The organism is Saprospira grandis str. Lewin (genome assembly GCF_000250635.1).
In the GTDB taxonomy this organism is placed as follows: Bacteria; Bacteroidota; Bacteroidia; order Chitinophagales; family Saprospiraceae; genus Saprospira; species Saprospira grandis.
Genome location: NC_016940.1, coordinates 595,089 through 613,216, shown reverse-complemented (window position 1 = coordinate 613,216; position 18,128 = coordinate 595,089). Strand labels below are relative to the sequence as shown.

General features: G+C 48.1%; 12 protein-coding genes. 3 read left to right on the top strand and 9 right to left on the bottom strand.

Annotated elements, in window-relative coordinates; all coding sequences use genetic code 11:
* Positions 1-8: 8 nt before the first annotated feature.
* The 6 genes from SGRA_RS02575 to SGRA_RS02550 form a co-directional block, all read right to left on the bottom strand.
* Complete coding sequence (locus tag SGRA_RS02575; RefSeq protein WP_041329451.1) at positions 9-3,170, bottom strand: PAS domain-containing sensor histidine kinase; 3,162 nt, start codon at positions 3,168-3,170, stop codon at positions 9-11.
* 52 nt (positions 3,171-3,222) lie between these two features.
* Entirely contained in the window at positions 3,223-4,176 is a 954-nt protein-coding gene (locus SGRA_RS02570) for a D-2-hydroxyacid dehydrogenase (protein WP_014373584.1), read from the bottom strand.
* 197 nt (positions 4,177-4,373) lie between these two features.
* Positions 4,374-5,039, bottom strand: coding sequence for a hypothetical protein (locus tag SGRA_RS02565; RefSeq protein WP_014373583.1), 666 nt, complete (start codon positions 5,037-5,039; stop codon positions 4,374-4,376).
* Positions 5,040-5,055: 16 nt separating this feature from the next.
* Positions 5,056-5,304, bottom strand: coding sequence for a NifU family protein (locus SGRA_RS02560; protein ID WP_014373582.1), 249 nt, complete (start codon positions 5,302-5,304; stop codon positions 5,056-5,058).
* 244 nt (positions 5,305-5,548) lie between these two features.
* Positions 5,549-6,571 (bottom strand): DUF6268 family outer membrane beta-barrel protein, encoded by a 1,023-nt coding sequence (locus SGRA_RS02555; protein ID WP_014373581.1) that lies wholly within the window; start codon positions 6,569-6,571, stop codon positions 5,549-5,551.
* Between the two features lie 213 nt (positions 6,572-6,784).
* Positions 6,785-8,371 (bottom strand): T9SS type A sorting domain-containing protein, encoded by a 1,587-nt coding sequence (locus SGRA_RS02550; RefSeq protein ID WP_014373580.1) that lies wholly within the window; start codon positions 8,369-8,371, stop codon positions 6,785-6,787.
* Between the two features lie 428 nt (positions 8,372-8,799).
* Here SGRA_RS02550 and SGRA_RS02545 point away from each other — a divergent pair, with 428 nt between their 5' ends.
* Entirely contained in the window at positions 8,800-9,903 is a 1,104-nt protein-coding gene (locus SGRA_RS02545) for a TMEM43 family protein (protein WP_014373579.1), read from the top strand.
* A gap of 309 nt (positions 9,904-10,212) precedes the next feature.
* Here the strand turns inward: SGRA_RS02545 and SGRA_RS02540 are convergent, their stop codons facing one another.
* Positions 10,213-11,193, bottom strand: a complete 981-nt coding sequence (locus SGRA_RS02540) for a tetratricopeptide repeat protein (protein WP_014373577.1) — start codon at positions 11,191-11,193, stop codon at positions 10,213-10,215.
* Positions 11,193-12,257, bottom strand: coding sequence for a CaiB/BaiF CoA transferase family protein (locus SGRA_RS02535; RefSeq protein ID WP_014373576.1), 1,065 nt, complete (start codon positions 12,255-12,257; stop codon positions 11,193-11,195). Before SGRA_RS02535 ends, SGRA_RS02540 begins: the two co-directional genes overlap by 1 nt.
* Before the next feature lie 455 nt (positions 12,258-12,712).
* Between SGRA_RS02535 and SGRA_RS02525 the strand changes: the two genes are divergently transcribed.
* Positions 12,713-15,475: a tetratricopeptide repeat protein gene (locus SGRA_RS02525; RefSeq protein ID WP_014373574.1), complete on the top strand. Its 2,763-nt coding sequence runs from the start codon at positions 12,713-12,715 to the stop codon at positions 15,473-15,475.
* A gap of 71 nt (positions 15,476-15,546) precedes the next feature.
* Here SGRA_RS02525 and SGRA_RS02520 read toward each other — a convergent pair whose 3' ends face one another.
* The gene (locus tag SGRA_RS02520; protein WP_014373573.1) at positions 15,547-16,749 is read right to left on the bottom strand and encodes a GAF domain-containing sensor histidine kinase; all 1,203 of its coding nucleotides are present in this window, start codon (positions 16,747-16,749) and stop codon (positions 15,547-15,549) included.
* A gap of 150 nt (positions 16,750-16,899) precedes the next feature.
* On the opposite strand from SGRA_RS02520, the gene SGRA_RS02515 reads away from it, so the two are divergent.
* Positions 16,900-18,036, top strand: a complete 1,137-nt coding sequence (locus SGRA_RS02515; RefSeq protein WP_014373572.1) for a hypothetical protein — start codon at positions 16,900-16,902, stop codon at positions 18,034-18,036.
* Positions 18,037-18,128: the final 92 nt, after the last annotated feature.

Below are 18,128 nucleotides of genomic sequence, written 5' to 3'. Positions count from 1 at the left end.
GTGAAGCTTTATAGGGGAATTTCAACCATAATAACAGTGCCTTGCTGCGGTCGGCTCTCAATGGTGAGCGTTCCCGAAATCGAATTGCTTCGGTTGCGCATACTATTGAGGCCAAACTGCTGTTTGCCTAGCTTTTCTTGGGCATCAAAGCCTTTGCCATCATCTTCAATAATAAGCATAATGACATCGGGATAATGCATGAGCTGAATGCTCACTTGCTGGGCTTGGGCATGTTTTAGGATATTAGTAATGGCTTCCTGCGTAATGCGGAAGAGGGCCAACTCTACCTTTTGGGGAAGCCGTTTATTGTCTAAGTTGTCATAGAATATAAATTCTATGTGTTCTAATTTTTGGTAGCCCTCGAGCATAGATTGCACGGCTAGCACATAGCCATAATCATTGATCGCTTTGGGCATGAGGTTATGAGAAATATTTCGGCCCTCGGTAATGGCATCTTGGAGAAACTGCAGGGCTCTATCTAGCTTTTGTTGATTGCGTTCGGCCAGTTTATCTCGGTCTTTTTTTAGGCCTTCCAGATTGAGGGAAATGGCCATCAGGAGTTGGCCGAGGCTATCGTGTAGCTCTTTGGCAATTCGGGCCCGTTCTCGGTCTTCGGTGGCTAAAATAGCGGCTACGGTTTCTTCCTCACTCTGTTTTTTCTCAATCAAAAAGGCAATTTGGGCGGCTACGGCCTCAATAAGTTGCAGCTCCGTTTTCAGAAAGGGATCGGCCCCCTGATTATTGAGCTGGTTCTCTTTGTAGGCGAGGCGTAAAATGCCCTTTTCGCCATTTTTGAGCGGAATACTGGCGCTAAGTTGATAGATGCTTTCTTCTGGAAATCCATCGGTTTGCCATTTCTTATTGCCCAATTGGATTTGAGCTTGGCAAAGTGCTGGAAACTGCCAGCTTGGAGGAATCAGCTTTAGGGCCTTTTCGATCAGTTCTTCTAGGTTGGCAAACTCATGGGCGGCCAAACGAGAGAGGTCCAAAATACAACGCAATTGCTTATTACTCTCTGAAAGATCGTAGTAGAGTTCTTCAATGCGTTGTTCATAGCGAATCCGATCGCTAATATCTCGAATAATCAGGTAGCGAAGCCCGGGCCGCAAAACGCCCTGAGTGCCACTTTCCCAAACCTCGGCCATAAAAGAGCTGCCATCACTTCGGTAAAGCGGAATACGATCGAGCTTAACGGTATCGCTTTGCTCTAAGGCGGCTTGCAAGCTGCGGCCCCCCAATTGGGCAATTTTGCGAATGTTTTGGCCCGTCAGCTCTTGCTCGCTCCAGCCAAAGAGGCTGCAAGCCGCATGATTGATCTCCTGAATTTGCCCATCTTTATAAATAATAACCGCCTCTCGGCTGGCATTGGATAAGCGCTTATATTTTTCGGTGCTCTCTTGTAATAAACGCTGGTTCTCTAAGCTTTCACTCATATCTCGGATGAGCAAATAGCAAAGGTCGCTATCATCTAGTTTGCGATGATGTAGCTGGGCGGGAAACAGCTGCTTGTTTTTGTGTTGAAGAACCACATCCTGTCTAAAGATAGCCTGTTCTTGGGCCTGCTGCTGTAGCTGCAGCAGTTGCTCCTCATCATTAAATAATAACTGAATATTTTTTCCAATGACTTCTTTTTCTTCATAGCCCAGCATGCTACAAAAGGCGCGATTGACCTCTCGAATGACGCTTTTTTCTAAAATCATTACCCCTTCAAAGCTAGCATCGGCTAGGTTTTTATATTTGTTTCGGCTTTCTTCTAGGGCACTTTGGGCTTCTTCTGCCTGCGTAATATCTCGGATAATCACATAGCGGAGCTTTTGCTCTTTGTTGTACATGATCCGCTCCTCAAAATCGACTATAAATTCGCTGCCGTCCTTTTTCGTCATTAGGGAGCGGCCCGCAATTTCCTTATCACTTTCATAGAATTGGCGGACCTCTCTGCGGCTAAGTTGCCTGTTCTGGAAGTTGAAGGTAGCCATGAGGTCAAAGGTTTCGGCCCCAATTAGCTCGGACTCACTAAAGCCCGTAAACTCACAAAACGCCCGATTGACCTCTCGGATAATGCCATCTTCATGAATCAAAATGAGCTCTTTGGTCGCATCCGATAAGCGTTTGTACCGCTGCTCGCTAGCCTTGAGCATTTGTTCCGACAAATGTTCTTTGGTAATGTCTCGAATAATGACGTAGCGATAGGACTTTTGGTCCAGTTTAATCTGACTCCCCCGAACAGAGACATACATGAGCTGTCCCGACTTCTTATGCCGAGTTTTGACAATTGCCTGCCGCTCTATGCCTGCATTTTGCTTGTTCTCTCTCAAAAAGGTCAAGATCTGTGGTACGGCATCTTCATGCACTAGGGCCGAAATGGGCAGGCCAGAAATCTCATCCTCATCAAGGCCCAAAATTTCTCTGGCTCGGTTGTTCATTTCCAAAACCATCCCTTCTTCATGAATAACAATGCCCTCTTCCGTAGCTACAGAAAAGCTGTTGTACCGCTGCTGCACTTCTTCTAAGACCTGACTACAGTTTTTTTCCTTGCTTTTATCTAGCAAATAGATGTATTGGGCCTCGGCTTTTAGACAGAAGTAGCCCCATTCGCCATTTTTCTTTTGCAGCTCTAGCTCAAAGGCTTCGGCAGACTCTTCTTTTTGCAACCGCCGCCAAAGGTAGTTGAGCAAATCGGCTTGTTGCTTAGAGACTAAGAGCTCTCTAAGGTCTTGCCCAACTACTTCTTCTTGGCTCCAACCCATGACTTCCTCAAATTGAGGGTTGATGGTTTGTACTTCATAGTGGTTGTGCTGAATTAATAGCTCTCGACTGCCCTCAAAGAGCTCGGCCCCCTTGGGCTTTTTGTCTAAGGGAATAAGGATGCTCTGAATGTAGCTTTCTTTCTTGTTTATCAATAGCTGTTCTTGCATCCATAACTGCTTTTCTTGGGCTACAGTAGCCTGAAAATAAAGCTCTAGGCGGCTTTCGTTCCGCTTAATGGCCTGCCGCAATTGCTCTTTGTACCAGAGTCGGTCTTGAACAGAGAGTAGCTCCCAAAAACTACACCCTATAGCCTGTTCCAAATCATTCTCTGGCCCATGCCAATCTATAATTGTAGCCGCTTCATCTAAGCTGCGTTTACAATAGATAAGGCCAATGCTATTCATAAAGTGTAGTCGATCCATTGCAGTCTAATGCTTAAAAAGGGAAGGGGCTGCCTAGAACAGCCCCAAAAAACTATTCTCCAAAAAAGTCAATAAAGGCATCAGCGATTTCTAAACCAATATAGCGCTGTGCTTCTAGGGTAGAGGCCCCAATATGAGGGGTTGCAGAAATAAGCGGGTGCTGCAAAATAGCCGCAGAGGGCGTCGGCTCATTGTCAAATACATCTAGGGCCGCACCTGCCAACTGACCACTGTCTAGGGCTTCCAAAAGGTCTTTTTCCGAAATTACGCCCCCTCTAGAGGTATTGATGATACAAGCGCCTTTTTTCATCCGTCCCATTTCTTTGGCCGTAATGAGGTCCTTCCCACTAGGCACATGAATAGAAATGAAATCACTCTCTTCTAATAAACGCTCCATAGGAACAGTCTGTAGCTCTACCGCCAAACTTGCATTTTCTACAGCAGGGGGCTGAATGTAAACCTTGACCTTGCGCTCTTCCAAATCAGTGGCAAGCACTTCCATGCCTATTCCCATAGCCAAACGAGCCAATTCTTGCCCAATTCGACCAAAACCAATGATACCCAATTTACGGCCACTCACTTGCAAGCCTTTAGCATAGCGCTTCTTGAGCTGCTTGAACTCGCTGTTGCCCGTTTCTGGCATCGAGCGGTTGGCCTGATACAAATAACGAGACAAACTGAAAATTTGCCCCAATACCAATTCGGCTACCGCCAAAGAAGAGGCTTTAGGCGTATTGATGACCTTGATGCCCTTCTCCCGAGCATAATCAACATCAATGTTGTCTAATCCCACTCCCGCACGAGCAATCATCTTTAATCGAGGACAAGCATCAATCAGCTCTTTGCGCACTTTAGTCGCCGATCGAACAATGATCGCATCATAGTCCTGTAACTTTTCCATTAAGTCTTCCTGCGGAATCTTGTTGGTGTCTACCTCATAGTTGGCCTCCTCCAACAAAAGTTGGCCGTCGGGATGTATGCCATCATTGGCTAAAATTCGGATCATTTTTTCTGAAGTTTGCAAGGCAAAAAAATAGTTCTAAGGACCTTTTAGGTCCCCTTTAAAGATATAAATTATTCATAGGCTAGCTAAGCTTGTTCTCCTTTTTTTTAAGGAAGCCAGCTTATCCACTTGGCCCTCAAAGAAAAAGCTCTCAATAAGGAGCCTGTCCCTATTGAGAGCCTGTCTGTTCATCCCATTGGCTAGCGCAAAGGAAATAACTCATCCGCAGAAATCCAGCCCTTGGCCGCTTGATTCATCTCCGCAATCTGCAATAAACCGTTCTCCTCCGCTAAAACCAAAACTACAGAGAATTTCTCTAGCTGCCCCTTAGCTTCCGATTTTTTGGCATCGCCGTAAAGCTTGGCGTCCTGACTCAATACGCCTACACGCAGATAACCCGCCGGCTGAGACAAAAATAACTTTTCTCCCTCACCATATAAGCTAGGGTCGCACTGCCCACCCGGATTAGCCGCCAGCTTTAAGGTTACAGCCTGCTCTTCTTGCTTCAAGCTGCCTTCTACAACCTCATCACTGCCCGGAAAATAGGCCTTGACCGCCACTTCTTTGCCCGCTTCCGCTAACTGCCCCTCCAAAAAGAAGCTGCAGCCATTGCCAGAACCCAAAGGCATGTCGTAGTATCCTGTCAATTGATTGCCCTGAAATCCTAAGATTAAACTGCCGTATTCTCCAGTCGGAAAACTAAGCTTGACTTCAGGAGCAACTTCTTTTGCTTCCTCCTGAGGCGCCGCTGCCGATTCTTCTACCTTAGATTCATCTTGCTGCTCCGCTTTAGGAGCCGATTCTTTACAAGCCGCTAGACTCACTAGCAATAGGACCAAAAGAGCCCAGTTTTTTAACATCTTCATGCGTTTCTATCTTTGTTTATTGTCCGTTAATCGCTTCTACTGTCAATATCTCAGGAATAACCGATTTTACCGTCGATTCAATCCCCGCTTTCATGGTCATCCCACTCATAGAACAAGACTGACAGTTTCCCAACCATTTGACTTTTAGGCACATGTCTTCGGTTAAGTCAACTACCTCAATATCTCCTCCATCCGCCTTGAGGTGCGGACGAATACTGTTTAAGGCCTCATCTACTCGGGCCAATAGTTCTTTCTTATTACTCATAGTTCTTACTGTTTTTATCTTTTTTTGGGGCTGCCCCGCCCTGCGGGCGGGTCGGGCTGTGTCAGGGCTCGCAGGTCTGCTCGGCCCTTCGCTTTTTCGCTGCGCTCAAAAGCTCGGTCTGCGGCTGCGCCGCCCCCTTTTCCATCCCTCAGCCAGATGGGATCGCCCCGCTAAATGGCAGCGCAATAGGTCGAACTGCAAAAATACGCTTTTTTAGCAAGAACTTTAAGTAGCTGTGGAGTTTTTAAAAGTTCAATAGGCCTTGCAATTTATCTCCTAACAAACTCTTCTGGCGCAAACCATAATATAAGGAGCAAGCAAAATAAGGCGATGGCCCCAGTTTGGGCAAAACCAAATTGTCTTGGCCCAATATATCCAACTGCCGATAAGGCATATAGCCCCCCTCTAAGTAGAACTTCCAGCCACTGCTACTTTTTAGATGAAAGGCCAAGCCCGTCCGCAAATGCAATTGCTGAAAATAGATGCGCTGCCCATTCCTAGGATGCGGATACCCCATGCCCGTACTGCCCAAACTCGCCAAGAGGTCTAGCTTAGTCTGCCGACTAAATTTATACTGAAATCTCGTCTGCAAGGGCAAGGTGATATTCCACCAAGTCTTTTTGCCCAAACGCAAATCGGTCCCAATAAAGGGGAGGGCCAAAACCGGAAAAGCCTGGTCCGCACTAGCCGATACCGCTAAGCCATAGTACCAATAGTAAAATATACGCTTAAAATTAACTACCCCAATAGCGCCCTGAAAATAAGGCCGACTGCGGTCCAATTGACTGATGTCTTGCTGCATCCCAACATTGATCGAGTAGAAGAGTAGCCGCCATTTAGGAATCAAATGAATGCCCGTAATACCCGTTTGTAGCCCCAAGGCTTGCTGCCCATTGGGCTGCATAAAGCGCAGACTGTCGGCCAGGCCCGCCTGAGGATAGAGCTGCGTGAACTGCGGCTTGAAGGTCCAGAATATTTGGTAGGCATTGACTTTCCCCACCTTGATGAGGTCCTGCCACTTCCGAACCTTCCAGATTTTATTCCAACGAAGGCCCAAACCCAATTTACTCTTAATGGGGACCACCAATTGGGCCGAAAAACGAGCAATATGCGGCTCGGCCAACTGCTCTGTAGAAGGCAACTGATAGTCGGCATTGAGCTGTAAACTAGGCTGAAAAAACCGCTGCAGAATAAAGGACTGCGCCCCCAGTGAACTCCAAGAACAACAGAGCCCTAGGCCAAAAATGTATAAGGCTAATTTTGACATAAATCATAAAGGTTGAAATGAGCTAAAGCTTCTTTAACGGATAAAGCGTTAGAAATATGGCCCAGGGCGGGCCGGCCTAGCGATGCGGCGGGGTGGCCGAAGGCCAGACCAAGGGCGGAACGAAGTGGAGCCCGCAGGGCCGAGCAGACCTGCGAGCCCCAAAGCGTAGCGCAGCAAGGCCGCAGGCCGCAGCTGAGGCCCCAAATCCCTCTTCTAATCCATTAACTGAATGGGAAAATGAGCCTCTGTTTTGGCCCCCTTGAGTCGAAGGTAGTATTGTCCCGCAGGCAGGTCCCCAACAAAATATTGGGTTTGCCCCACAAACTGCGCTTGGCGCAACAAACGGCCCAAAGCATCGTAGAGCTCGAGCTGCTGCTCCTCCTGATTGGGGGCCTCTATTTGTAGATATTGTCGGGCGGGCTGAGGATAGAGCTGGTATTGTAAAGGCTCCTCTGCCCGATTAGCCAACCCCAGCTGCAAGTTGATGCCCTTCTGACGAGGCAGACTGATGAGCTGGGCCTCATCCTCGGCAGTTAGGGAGATTTGGGCCGAAATAGGACCCGCATCAAACTCAATCTCTACCTGGCTTCCATTGGCATTTTGGCTAATAACCTGCCCATTTTGGACCGACCAGCAGTAGTGGTAGCCCGCCTGAGGTTGCGCCACCGAATAAGTTATGGACTGCTGCGGAGCTGCTGCCACTGGCCCCTGAATTTGTGGGGGAGCAGGACGCATCTGCTCATAGAAAAAGGTGGCCGTTTGCTCAATCATTGGGGACCAAAAGCTGTTCGGGCCATTGCTGCCCCAGTCGCCATTGTTTACGCCCCAGTATTCATGCCCTTCGCCCGCCTCAATCTGCGTTTGATGAGGGACATTTAGGGCCGTTAGGACCGAATCCATGGGCCGACTCCCGCAAACCACTGGGGCCGTAAGCAAAATAGACGAAAAGGGTCGACCGCAATCTACATCTACAATCGCATCTTGGTCGCCATGAAAGAAAATAACTGGCGCCTGGTTATTGCCGCTCAACATATCTAAATCAGCAATGGCGCCCCAATAAGCCGCAATGGCCTGGGGAATAGAGTCGACATCCTGTGCGGCTACATTGCTCCCCATAAAGGGATTAAATCCAGTCAATTCAACAACGGGCCGACTGTGCAAGGAGCCCAAATCGGCCGTAAATAGGTTTTGCTCATAGCTCTCTGCAATCCGCTCACTTTCTTCTACAAAGGCCGCATGCAAGCAGGCAAAAGCCCCCGCACTACTGCCCCCAACAAAAACTTTCTGGGGATCAATGCCAAACCATTGGGCGTTCTTTCTAAAGAAGCGGATGCCCGCACTAATGTCTTGGCTGCCTCGCCAAACCGCTCGCTTGACGCTACTGCCATTGGCGGGATCGAAGCCCGTTCGGTACTGAATACTGGCCGCCACAAAGCCCCAATGAGCCAGGGTATCGGCCAGGGCTTGTACATCTTCATTGTCTTTGGTGCCCACCAAGGCCGTGCCGCCCATAAAAAAGATATTGACAAAGCCACCACCATGGGCCAAAATCACTAAAGGCCGATTGCGGACGGTATCTGTAGGGGGCGGCATATAAATATCCATGACCAAGTCTTGGTCAAAGGTGGTCTCGGCCCCAAAAGAAGAGCCCAACAAAGAAGGGGCGTCTTGGCTATACACCACCTCTGGAAAAAATTGAACAGAGGAGAAGATACGCTCCTGATAACGTTTGCCTAAGCAGTCTTGGGCCTTTAGGCAGAAAGGAAGTAGGCCCAACAATAGAAGGGAAAAAGTTCGCATAATCGATTGTTTTGTTGATCTACTACTAAAGTACAGAAAAGCAAGAGATTTTTAATAAGGGAAAATAGCTAGAGGGAATAGCTAAAACTCTCCTCGATGGCTAAGGCAAGTCCTCAAGAGGGGTATGGCAACCCCTCGAGATGATTAGGGTAAGTCCTCAAGATGATTAGGGTAAGTCCTCAAGATGATTAGGGTAAGTCCTCAAGATGATTAGGGTAAGTCCTCAAGATGATTAGGGTAAGTCCTCGAGATGATTAGGGTAAGTCCTCGGGATGATTAGGGTAAGTCCTCGGGATGGGTAGAGCAAGTCCTCAGCTTCATTTTCAAAGAGAAAAGCCTAACAAAATAAAGCCATCCGCTTGTATTTTATAAATAAAGCAGCTATTTTAAGGTTATCTCTAATTGATAACCCTAATAAAATTGCAATTATGTCTTACCGAGAAGTAACACACAAAAGCTGGTTTAGCCGCATCATCAACTCCTTTTTGGGGGTCTTATTTGGCTTCTTATTTTTCCTGGGCTCCTTTTTCCTATTATTTTGGAATGAAGGGCGGGTCAATTTGGCCAAAGTGGCCAAAACGGCTCAGGAAATTACGGCTGGCGGCAGGGCCGAGCAGGGCCAATTGATTGCCCTTAGCGGCAAAATGACGGCTTCGGCTAGTTTGGGCGACAGCTATTTGAAGGCGGGTAACTACCTCTACCTCAACAGAACAGTAGAAATGTATGCTTGGAAGGAAGATAAGGATAGCAAGACCAAGAAAAATATTGGGGGCTCAGAAACCACCACCACCGATTATAGCTACCGCAAGGTTTGGACAAGTTCTCCCGAAAATTCCTCTAACTTTAAGGTAGATGGTTATCATAACCCCAGCATGAGTATTAGTGGGGAGGAGCTAAGGGCCAAAGAGATAGAAATGGAGGGTTTTCGGCTGGAGCAGCCGGAGGACTTGAGTCTAACTTCAGAGGAGTTAAGCTTAAGCCAGAGCATGCTAAAGGGCCAAAGCGGAGTGGTTTGGGCCAGTGATCGCTATTTGTTTTCGGGCCGAGGGAGTCTAGAAGCGCCTAAGGTGGGCGACCTCCGCATTAGTTATGAGGCTTTGCCCAGCCCCAGTCCGCAGCTCACGCTTTTTGCGGCCTATGCGAGCAGTGCTAGCTTGGCTCCCTTCAGCAACAATAAAGTCAATGGATTTTATCGGGCCTTAAAAGGGGATAAGGAGCAGGCGGTAGACTACCTACAAACGGAGCACAACACCATTCGCTGGATCCTTCGGGGCCTAGGTTTCTTCTTAATGTGGATGGGCTTGGCCATGATTTCGGGCCCTGTTTCGGTCTTCCTCGATTTGGTCCCTATTGCGGGCCGCATCAGCCGTGCTTTGGTGGGCTTTGCCTCCTTCCTCATTTCGGCGGTTTTGAGCACGGTCACCATTATTGTCTCGCTCATCATCCACAGCTGGATTGCCTTAATCATTACCATTTTATTATTGGCTGGGGGTATTGTTTACTACCTCAAATCCAAGAAAAAAGCGGCCTAATGGGCATAGCAAAGGCCAGCTCCTTGATGGGGGCTGGCCTTTGTTTTTTTGGGCGAGATGATTTTTTTGGGCCTCCCGCCTTTGGCGGGCGCTACGTTTACTCCCTTCGGTCGTCGAAGACGGACTAAAGTCCTTGTTGTCGCAGCTCGCTGCTGTTGTTTTGGGGCCTCCGCCTCCCTTCGGTCGTCGGCGCTACGTTTCGCAGCTCGCTGTTCGCTCGGCCCTGCGCGGGCTGCGCCCGCTGGGTCTGGCCTAACGGCCACTGCTGCACATCGCTAGGCCTGCGGCCCTTCGGGCCTGTAGAGCCGTTTAGTAGGACCAATTATTATCCAGCATAAGTTTAGAGAGGCGGCTCATATCATCGGCAAAGACCTCATAGCCTTTGGTCTGCATAATAAATTGGTGGGCGGCAAGTACGGCCTGTTTAAACCAGGGCATTTCTTTGGTCAGGGCCAATAATTTGCTGAGGCCATAGGCAAACTGTTCGGCTTGGATGAGTTGGAGGGCATGTTGCATTCTGTAGTGGGGGCTCCAATAAAACTCCTCGGCATATTGTTCCCAATGTTTTAGGTCCTTACTTTTTTGCAAAAAGGAGATGGCATAAACGGGGGCTTGCAGTCCGCCTTGGGCCAAAGAAAACAGCTGTTCAAAGGGGAGTTGTTTTTGGCCTTGGGCCAGCTCTTGCAAAAAGCGTTGATAAATGGGCTGGGCCTTTTGGGCTTGGCCTTGCCAGAGCCATATTTCGGCTTGTTGGAGCTGAGCGGCTTTGAGCAGAGGTTCTTGTTTTAGGGCTTGTTCGAGTAGTTGGAGGGCCTTTTCATTTTGGTCCAGCACAAAATAGAGTCGAGCTTGCTGGGCCAAAAAGTTGGCCGAGGGGTTTTCGTTTTGCTCCTTCAGGGCCGTTTGGGCCAGGCGGTCATCAATAAGGCGGTGCAGCTTTTGCCAGGGGGCCAGTTGGGCGCCCAGCAAACGGTCTAAGAGGGCATAGACCACCGTGCGTTTATCCCAGGGCGCATCTACGGCCAGCCAATCTTTAAAGGCGGCGGGATAAGCTTGGGCGAAGGATTGGGGCAGGCCCTTTTCGCCTTGCCAGTGGAGCTCTAGGCCTTGGGCGGGAAAGCCTAGGTAGCGAGAAATTAGTCGCTGGCAATCCTCCTCAAAGGCTTGGGGATTGGGGGGGCTAAGGATTTCCTCTTCTATTGGTGTTGGAGCAACTTCCTCTGGGGGAGGAGTTTTGGGGGCTGTGGTTTCTGGGGACTTCTTTTTTTTGGACCAAAACTTCTTAAACATCAATCTTTAATCTTAAAGACAGCCGTGCGCACTGCTTTAGTGCTTTGGCCGTCGGGTTCTTCTTCTAGGATAAGGGCTTGGGCGGCTTCTTGTTCAAATACTTGGGCCATATTTCGGACAAGGCCGAGGGGGACATTTGTCTTGACGGCCTCATCTAATAGCTCTTGGCTCTCCCATTTGCCAATGGCTTCGGCTAGGAGTTGGGCTAGGGCGCTACGGTTTTGCAGGCGGTCTTGATTTTCGAGAAAGCGTTTATCCTTGGCCAATTGTTCCTCTCCGATAAGTTGGCAGAGGGCCAAAAACTGTCGGTTGCTGCCAATAGCGGTCACCACTAATTGCTCATCGGCAGTTTTGAACTGCTCGCCATAGGGGGCAATATTGGGGTGGAGAGAGCCCATGCGTTGGGGGAGATGGCCCAGCATCAGATAATTGCTCGCTTGATTGGCTAGGGCAGCAATAGCGGCATCGAAGAGCGAGACACTAACATAGGCACCCTTATGTTCTCTTTCTCGGCGCCAGAGGGCCAATAAAATTCCTTCTTTGAGTTGGTGGGCGGCCAGAACATCGATTAGGGCCACGGGCATTTTTGTGGCTGGGCCATCGGCTTGGCCATTCATATACATAAAGCCCGTTTCTGCTTGAAGGACCAGATCGAAGGCGGGGCGTTTGGCGTTTTCGCCAAAGCCATTGATGGCCCCATAGATCAGCATAGGGTTAATTTGGGAAAGAATATTATAGTCGACCCCTAACTTTTCGGCATCTCCTGCTTTAAAGTTAGTAATGACGATATCGGCTTCTTCGACGAGGTGGTAGACCACCTGTCGTTCATCATCATCCTTAAGGTCTAGGGGGAGGATTTCCTTGCCCCAATTGACGGAAGCGAAATAGGCAGAACGGAGACTTTTGGGATCTTCTTGTTCTAGTTTCCAGCTTCTGGTCACATCGCCTTTAGGGGTTTCTATTTTGAGGACATCTGCGCCGAGTTCGGCGAAGAACATACCGACAGAGGGGCCGGCGAGGACAGAAGAGAGGTCTAAAACTTTTATATTTTCTAAACTAATCATTATATTTTTTTTGCAGATAAGCTCTACCTTTTTGCTTTTGCGAGCCCTTTGGCGGCTACTATATTTATTCTATATAGAGCAGAAAAGCACAAATAGGCTCTTGCTCTTGGGCGCAAATATGGGCATTCCCAGCTTTTTTTAGTAAAATTGTCAGCAAACTTCTTAAAAAAAGAGGAAGAAAGGCGTTTTTTGTCTGTAGAAATTGGCGACCGCAGGGCGCCAATTGGCTGAGGGATGGACAGCAGTGGCGCGAAGCGCCAGACCAAAGCGGCTTTGCCGCTGCAGGGCCGAGCGAATAGCGAGCTGCGAAACAGCCCGACCCGAGCGTAGCGAGGGGCAGCCCCAAAAACAGCAGAGGAACTAAGTTTTGTAAGAAATCCTTATTGAGCTATTTGAAACTGGCCTAGCTTTTGGCCAAAACGACCTACATTATTATTATTAACAACGCAATAGCCATGACATTTAAGCGAACCGTATTGTTGGCATTGTCTACTTGCTTTGGCATTTCTCTATCGGCCCAAGAGGCGGCCTTGGAGCGTGCGCAGGCCCTCTATAATGAGGAGAAAGTAGACTCGGCCCTATTCTATTATGAGCAGGCCCTTAGCCAGACCCCCACAGACAAGAATTTACAATTGAAAATGGCAGAGTTGTATCTGCAGACGAATCGTCCGAAAAAGGCTGCTCAGTTTTATGGGGGCTTGGTAGAATCGCCGAATGCGGGGGTTGACCTCTATTTTTGGTACGCCTATGCTTTGCAGATGGATGGTCGTTATCAGAAGGCCAAGGAGGTACATGAGAAGGCCAAAAAGCATCCTGATATGGCGGGGAACTATGCGGCCTTACCCTTATTGGATGCCTATGTAGCCTCTTGTGATTTTGCCTTGGCGAATCAGGGCAAGCGTCCGGTATTTGATGTGCGCAATGAGGCTGCGGTAAACTCTTCGGCGGCGGATTTTAATCCGGTATTGGCTGGGGATCAGATTTATTTTGCCTCTAAGCGGATTGTTGCTAACCCGATGGGAATGGGCGGCTATTCGGATGCGAATGAGGACTATTTGTATCAGGCGGATCGTCAGAACAACCGAGACTTAAAGAATGCGAAGACGGTTTTTCCGGCTGGCAACATGGAGTTTACCAATCGCTATAAGTTATCTCCTGTGAGTAGTGTTAATGGGAAGACCTTTGTGAGTGTAAACAACTTTTCTGCAGCTGTTCGTCATCCGATGAGTTTGGGAGGGGGAAGCAGTAGTTTTAAGATGGGCTATTATAATGCGCCCTTGGCGAGCATTCCGGCAGAGGATCCTACAGAGTATCCCTATTATGCTGAGCAGTCGGCTTTTCCGGCTTTAGCGGATGGGGGGAATACCTTATACTTTGCGGCTAAAGGCTTGCCGGGCAGTTATGGGGGCTTTGACCTTTACGTGAGTTATTTTAAGGATGGGCGTTGGACCACTCCTCAGAACTTGGGGCCCAATGTTAATAGTGTAAGAGATGAGGTATCTCCTTTTGTGGACAGCAAAGGCATTTTGTACTTTTCTTCTGATGGGAAGCCTGGATTTGGTGGTTTTGATGTTTATCGGGCCGAGAACTTGGGGGGAAGTTGGAAAAATGTGCGGAACATGGGGCCTGCGCTCAATTCTAGTCAGGATGAGCTTTACTTTGTCTTTGAGGCAGAGAAAAACATGGGCTATATGGCCTCTAACCGAGATGGTGGCCAGGGAGACTATGACATTTATTCGGCTTATATGCAGGGAAGTGTAGAGGGAATGCCCTTAATTTCTAAGCAAGAAGAAGACTATGTGGTGAAAAACCCCGATGGGCAGTCGGGCCTTACGCAAGAGCAGGAGGACCAACTCAACACCCTAGAAGAAATTGCCGATAATGTGAATGGAGAAGAAGGGAATGGCAGTAATATGGGGCAAGACAAGATTGATGACTATGTCTTGAATCCGCCCAAAGAGGGGGGTAATCAGCAGGGGAACAATGCTGGCACAAACAATAGTGGGAGTAATAATGCTGGTACAAACAACAATACTGCAGGCAACAGCGGCAGTAATAATGGAGCGAGCAACAACAACAACTCCTATGCGGGTAAGCAAATCCCTTGTGCAGACAACTCCTATATTGGTGTAGTGACCGATGCGGTGAGCAAAAGACGTTTGGCTAATGTGTGGGTTTATGTTCGTCATTTGAAAACGGGCGTAGAGTATAAAAAGCAAACCTCTAAATACGGAGAGTATGCTTTGATTTTGGAGCCACAGTCTCAATACGAAATTCGTTTTTCTGCGGCGGGTTATCAGAATGACATCATGGAAGTATTTACTGGAGATGGTCAAAAGCGGACATTATTGGGCAGCAAGGCGATTCAGCCTTCGGCCACCAATGGATTGGCGCTTTTGAACAATGATGGTCAGTACATGGGGCGTGAAGGAACGCAAGAAGAGGTTTTGCCTAATCAGTTTCGCCGAGCCAATGAAATGCCTCAATCCTTGATGCCCGACAAAGGCTATTTGGTCCAGGTGGGTGTATTTAAATCTTTGGACAAAGAGCTACAAAAGGAGTTGGGCCAATATGCCAACATTCTTACGGCGCCTTATAAAAATGGAGAAGCTAAAATCTATCGTCTAGGTGTTTTTGCCGATAAGGCCCATGCCGAAGAGGTTTTGGCTAAGGTCAAAGACATCAAAGGCTTGGATAAGTCATTTTTGAGAAGCGAAGCATTGAGTAATCGCACGGCGGCCGAGCGCATGACCAACAACATGCAAGTTGTCTTTCCTATGAAGAAAGAAGTAGCTGAGGCCGAGACTAAGCCTGTGGTAGAAGAGCGTCCTTTAGAGAATGGCAATGCTGAGCTTTTGCCTCCTATTGTAGAGGATGCTAGAAACAGCTATGCCGATAATAAGTTGCCAGAGGGGACTACTGCTCGTGGGGCTGGGCTATTGCCTGCCGAGCGTCCCTTAGAATTCAAAGTGCAGCTAGGTGCCTATAAAGATGCTTCTGCGGCCAACTATCCCGATTTGAGTCAGATTGGGCGGATTGAGCGTCAGCTCAACCCTCAGAATGGATTGACTTATTTCTATTTGGGAGGCTATAGCAGCATTGATGATGCCCGAAAAGCCGATACAGAGGTAAAACAAAAAGGCTTGAAGTCTTTTATTGTAGCCTTTAAAGATGGAAATAAAATCCCGGTTAGTCAGGCCGTAAAATTGGCCAACTAGAGCGTGTAAAACCAAAGGCCCGCTAGCAATGGCTAGCGGGCCTTTTTTTTTGTTTCCTTTTTGGCTTGTTTTTACGCTTTGGGGAGGGTAAATTGTACCGTTAAGCCAGTGGGGAGAATATTGCTAATATGGAGTTTTCCATTCTCTTTATTAAGGACTTTTTCTAGCATAGCTAGGCCAATTCCATCGCAGGTTTTGCCATACTTATCCGTGGGAGTGCAGCTAAAGAATAGTTCACTTAGGGTCTGTAGTTTTTCGGCTTGAACGCCTGGGCCATCATCGCTGACCGTAATTTGGTACATTTTGTCATCTCGGCCAGTTTCCTTAATATTGATTCGGATATTGGGAACCTCTTGACTAGCGTAGCGGTAGCTATTATCGATCAACTTATGAAGCATTCTTTTAAAGAGCTGGGGGCGGTAGTAGATTTCTTCTAGGCCCAACCATTTGATATTGGCTTTTTTGCCCATACTCAACTGAAAATGCTGTTGGATGCTTTTAATTTGAATCTTTTGCTTTTCTTCTTTTAGGGCTTCATCAATTGTATTGTAGCGCCAGAGGCTATCAAGCATCGTTTTGAGGCGGTCAGAAGACTGCAAGACCTTTTCCATCATTTTCCGTTTGCTATCGGGCAGGCCGAGTTTGCCATCGGCGAGGAGGAGGCGGGTCACATTGGCAATATTGGCCATAGGGCTTTTGAGCTCTTTGATGGCAATATGGCTAAAGCGCTCGAGTTCGGCTTGGCGGTGTTGTTCTCTTTCTAGGGCTTCTTGAACGAGGCGTTTTTTTCTGCGCAATTCGAGCAGGCGCATAGCTTGTTGGCCAAGGATAGAGAGCGCTTTTTGTTGTTCTTCAGAAAACTCTCTGGGTTTTTGGTCCAAAACGCAGACGGTACCTAGGGGCAGACCATCTTCATTGACCAAGGGAACTCCAGCATAAAAACCGAGTTGAAAGGGGCCCGTTACTAGCGGATTATCGGCAAAGCGCTCATCTTTAGAGGTGTCGGGCACCATAAAGATATCATCTTGCAAAATGGCGTGAGCACAAAAAGAGACCTCAATGGGGGTTTCTTCTACATCGGCGCCTACTTTGGCCTTAAACCATTGGCGTTTGTCATCTACTAATGTCACTAAAGCTATGGGCATGTCACAGATAGTAGCGGCAAGAGAAACGATGTTGTCATAGTCTGCTTCGGGCAGAGAGTCTAATACATTATAGCTGTCTAGAGCGGCTAAACGAGCCGCTTCTTGCTCGTGCTTAGGAGCAATCATCATACACTTATAGGTTTTAAAGTTATTTGTTAGTCGCTTGCTTTTGCCCTAGGGGTTAGGGCAAGACAGAATTAAATATATGAAAAATAGTGTCACTTTACAGTGATTTTGGATACATGTTGTTTTTTCAGTGGAGCTAAAATTTATAGCCTTATGCGTTTATTTTTTTGTTTGCTGTTGGGCTTGTTTTTTTGCAGGGCTATAGTTTTGGGCCAAAATAGCGTTCAGCAGCGCTTTTCTGGGCAGTTATCGGCCATGCAGGCTTGGTCTCCACAGCAGGGGGCGGCTCATTTTTCGGCGGGCCGTTATTTGCCCAATTATTTTGCGGCTCGGAGTTGGGATAGCAGTCGGCAGGCGCTTCATTTAGAGGCGGCTCTGAATGTATCGGCCTATGCCAGTTATCCTGCGGGGAGTTCGGCGGCGAGCATTCGGCCCTATCGTTTTTGGTTGCGTTATACGGCGCCCAATTTAGAGTTGCGTTTGGGGTTGCAAAAAATAGATTTTGGCAGTGCGCAGTTGCTGCGTCCTTTGCAGTGGTTTCATCAGATAGATCCTCGAGATCCTTTGGCTTTGACCAATGGGGTGTATGCTTTTTTGGGCCGTTATTATTTTAAGCAAAATGCGAATCTGTGGCTTTGGGCGCTTTATGGCAATTCGCAGCAGCGGGGTTTTGATTTATTGAAAACGGAGGGGGGGCGGCCCGAGTTTGGCGGTCGCTTTCAGTTGCCCTTGCCCAAGGGGGAGTTGGCCCTGAGTTATCATTATCGCTGGGCGCAATCGGATAGTAGTTTGGCCTATCTATTTAATATGGGGCCTTTGCCGGAGCATCGTTGGAGCCTAGACGGTAAATGGGATTTGGGGGCAGGAATTTGGTTGGAGGCGGTACAGATTTATCGGCCACAGGGACTAGGTCCTTTTCGGGCGGTGCAGCAGCTCAATTTGGGCCTAGATTATACCTTTGCTTTGGGAAATGGCCTCAACTGCAGCGCAGAATATCTGTTTTTGGGCTATGGCCAGGAGCTGTTTCGCCCAGCCCTGAGCGCCCATTCTTTGGCCGTTCAGACTAATTATCCCCTAGGGCTCTACGATCAGTTTTCGCTGATTTATATTCAAAGTTTTGGAGGGCAAATAGGCGGACAATTGAGCTATAGCCATCAGTTTAAGTATTTGTCGGCCTACCTGATTGGGGGCTATAATCCTAGGGTGGGCAGCCTCAATGTTCAACAAAATGATTTGAGTCAGCAGTTTTTGGGTTGGAGCCTTCGTTTGGTTTTGGCCTATAATTATTAGGATTTGGGGCTGCCCCTTCCGCCGGGTTGAAACCCAGCGCAAAGCGGTATCGCTTTGCGAAGCTATACAAAATGAGGGTTGAAACCCTCATA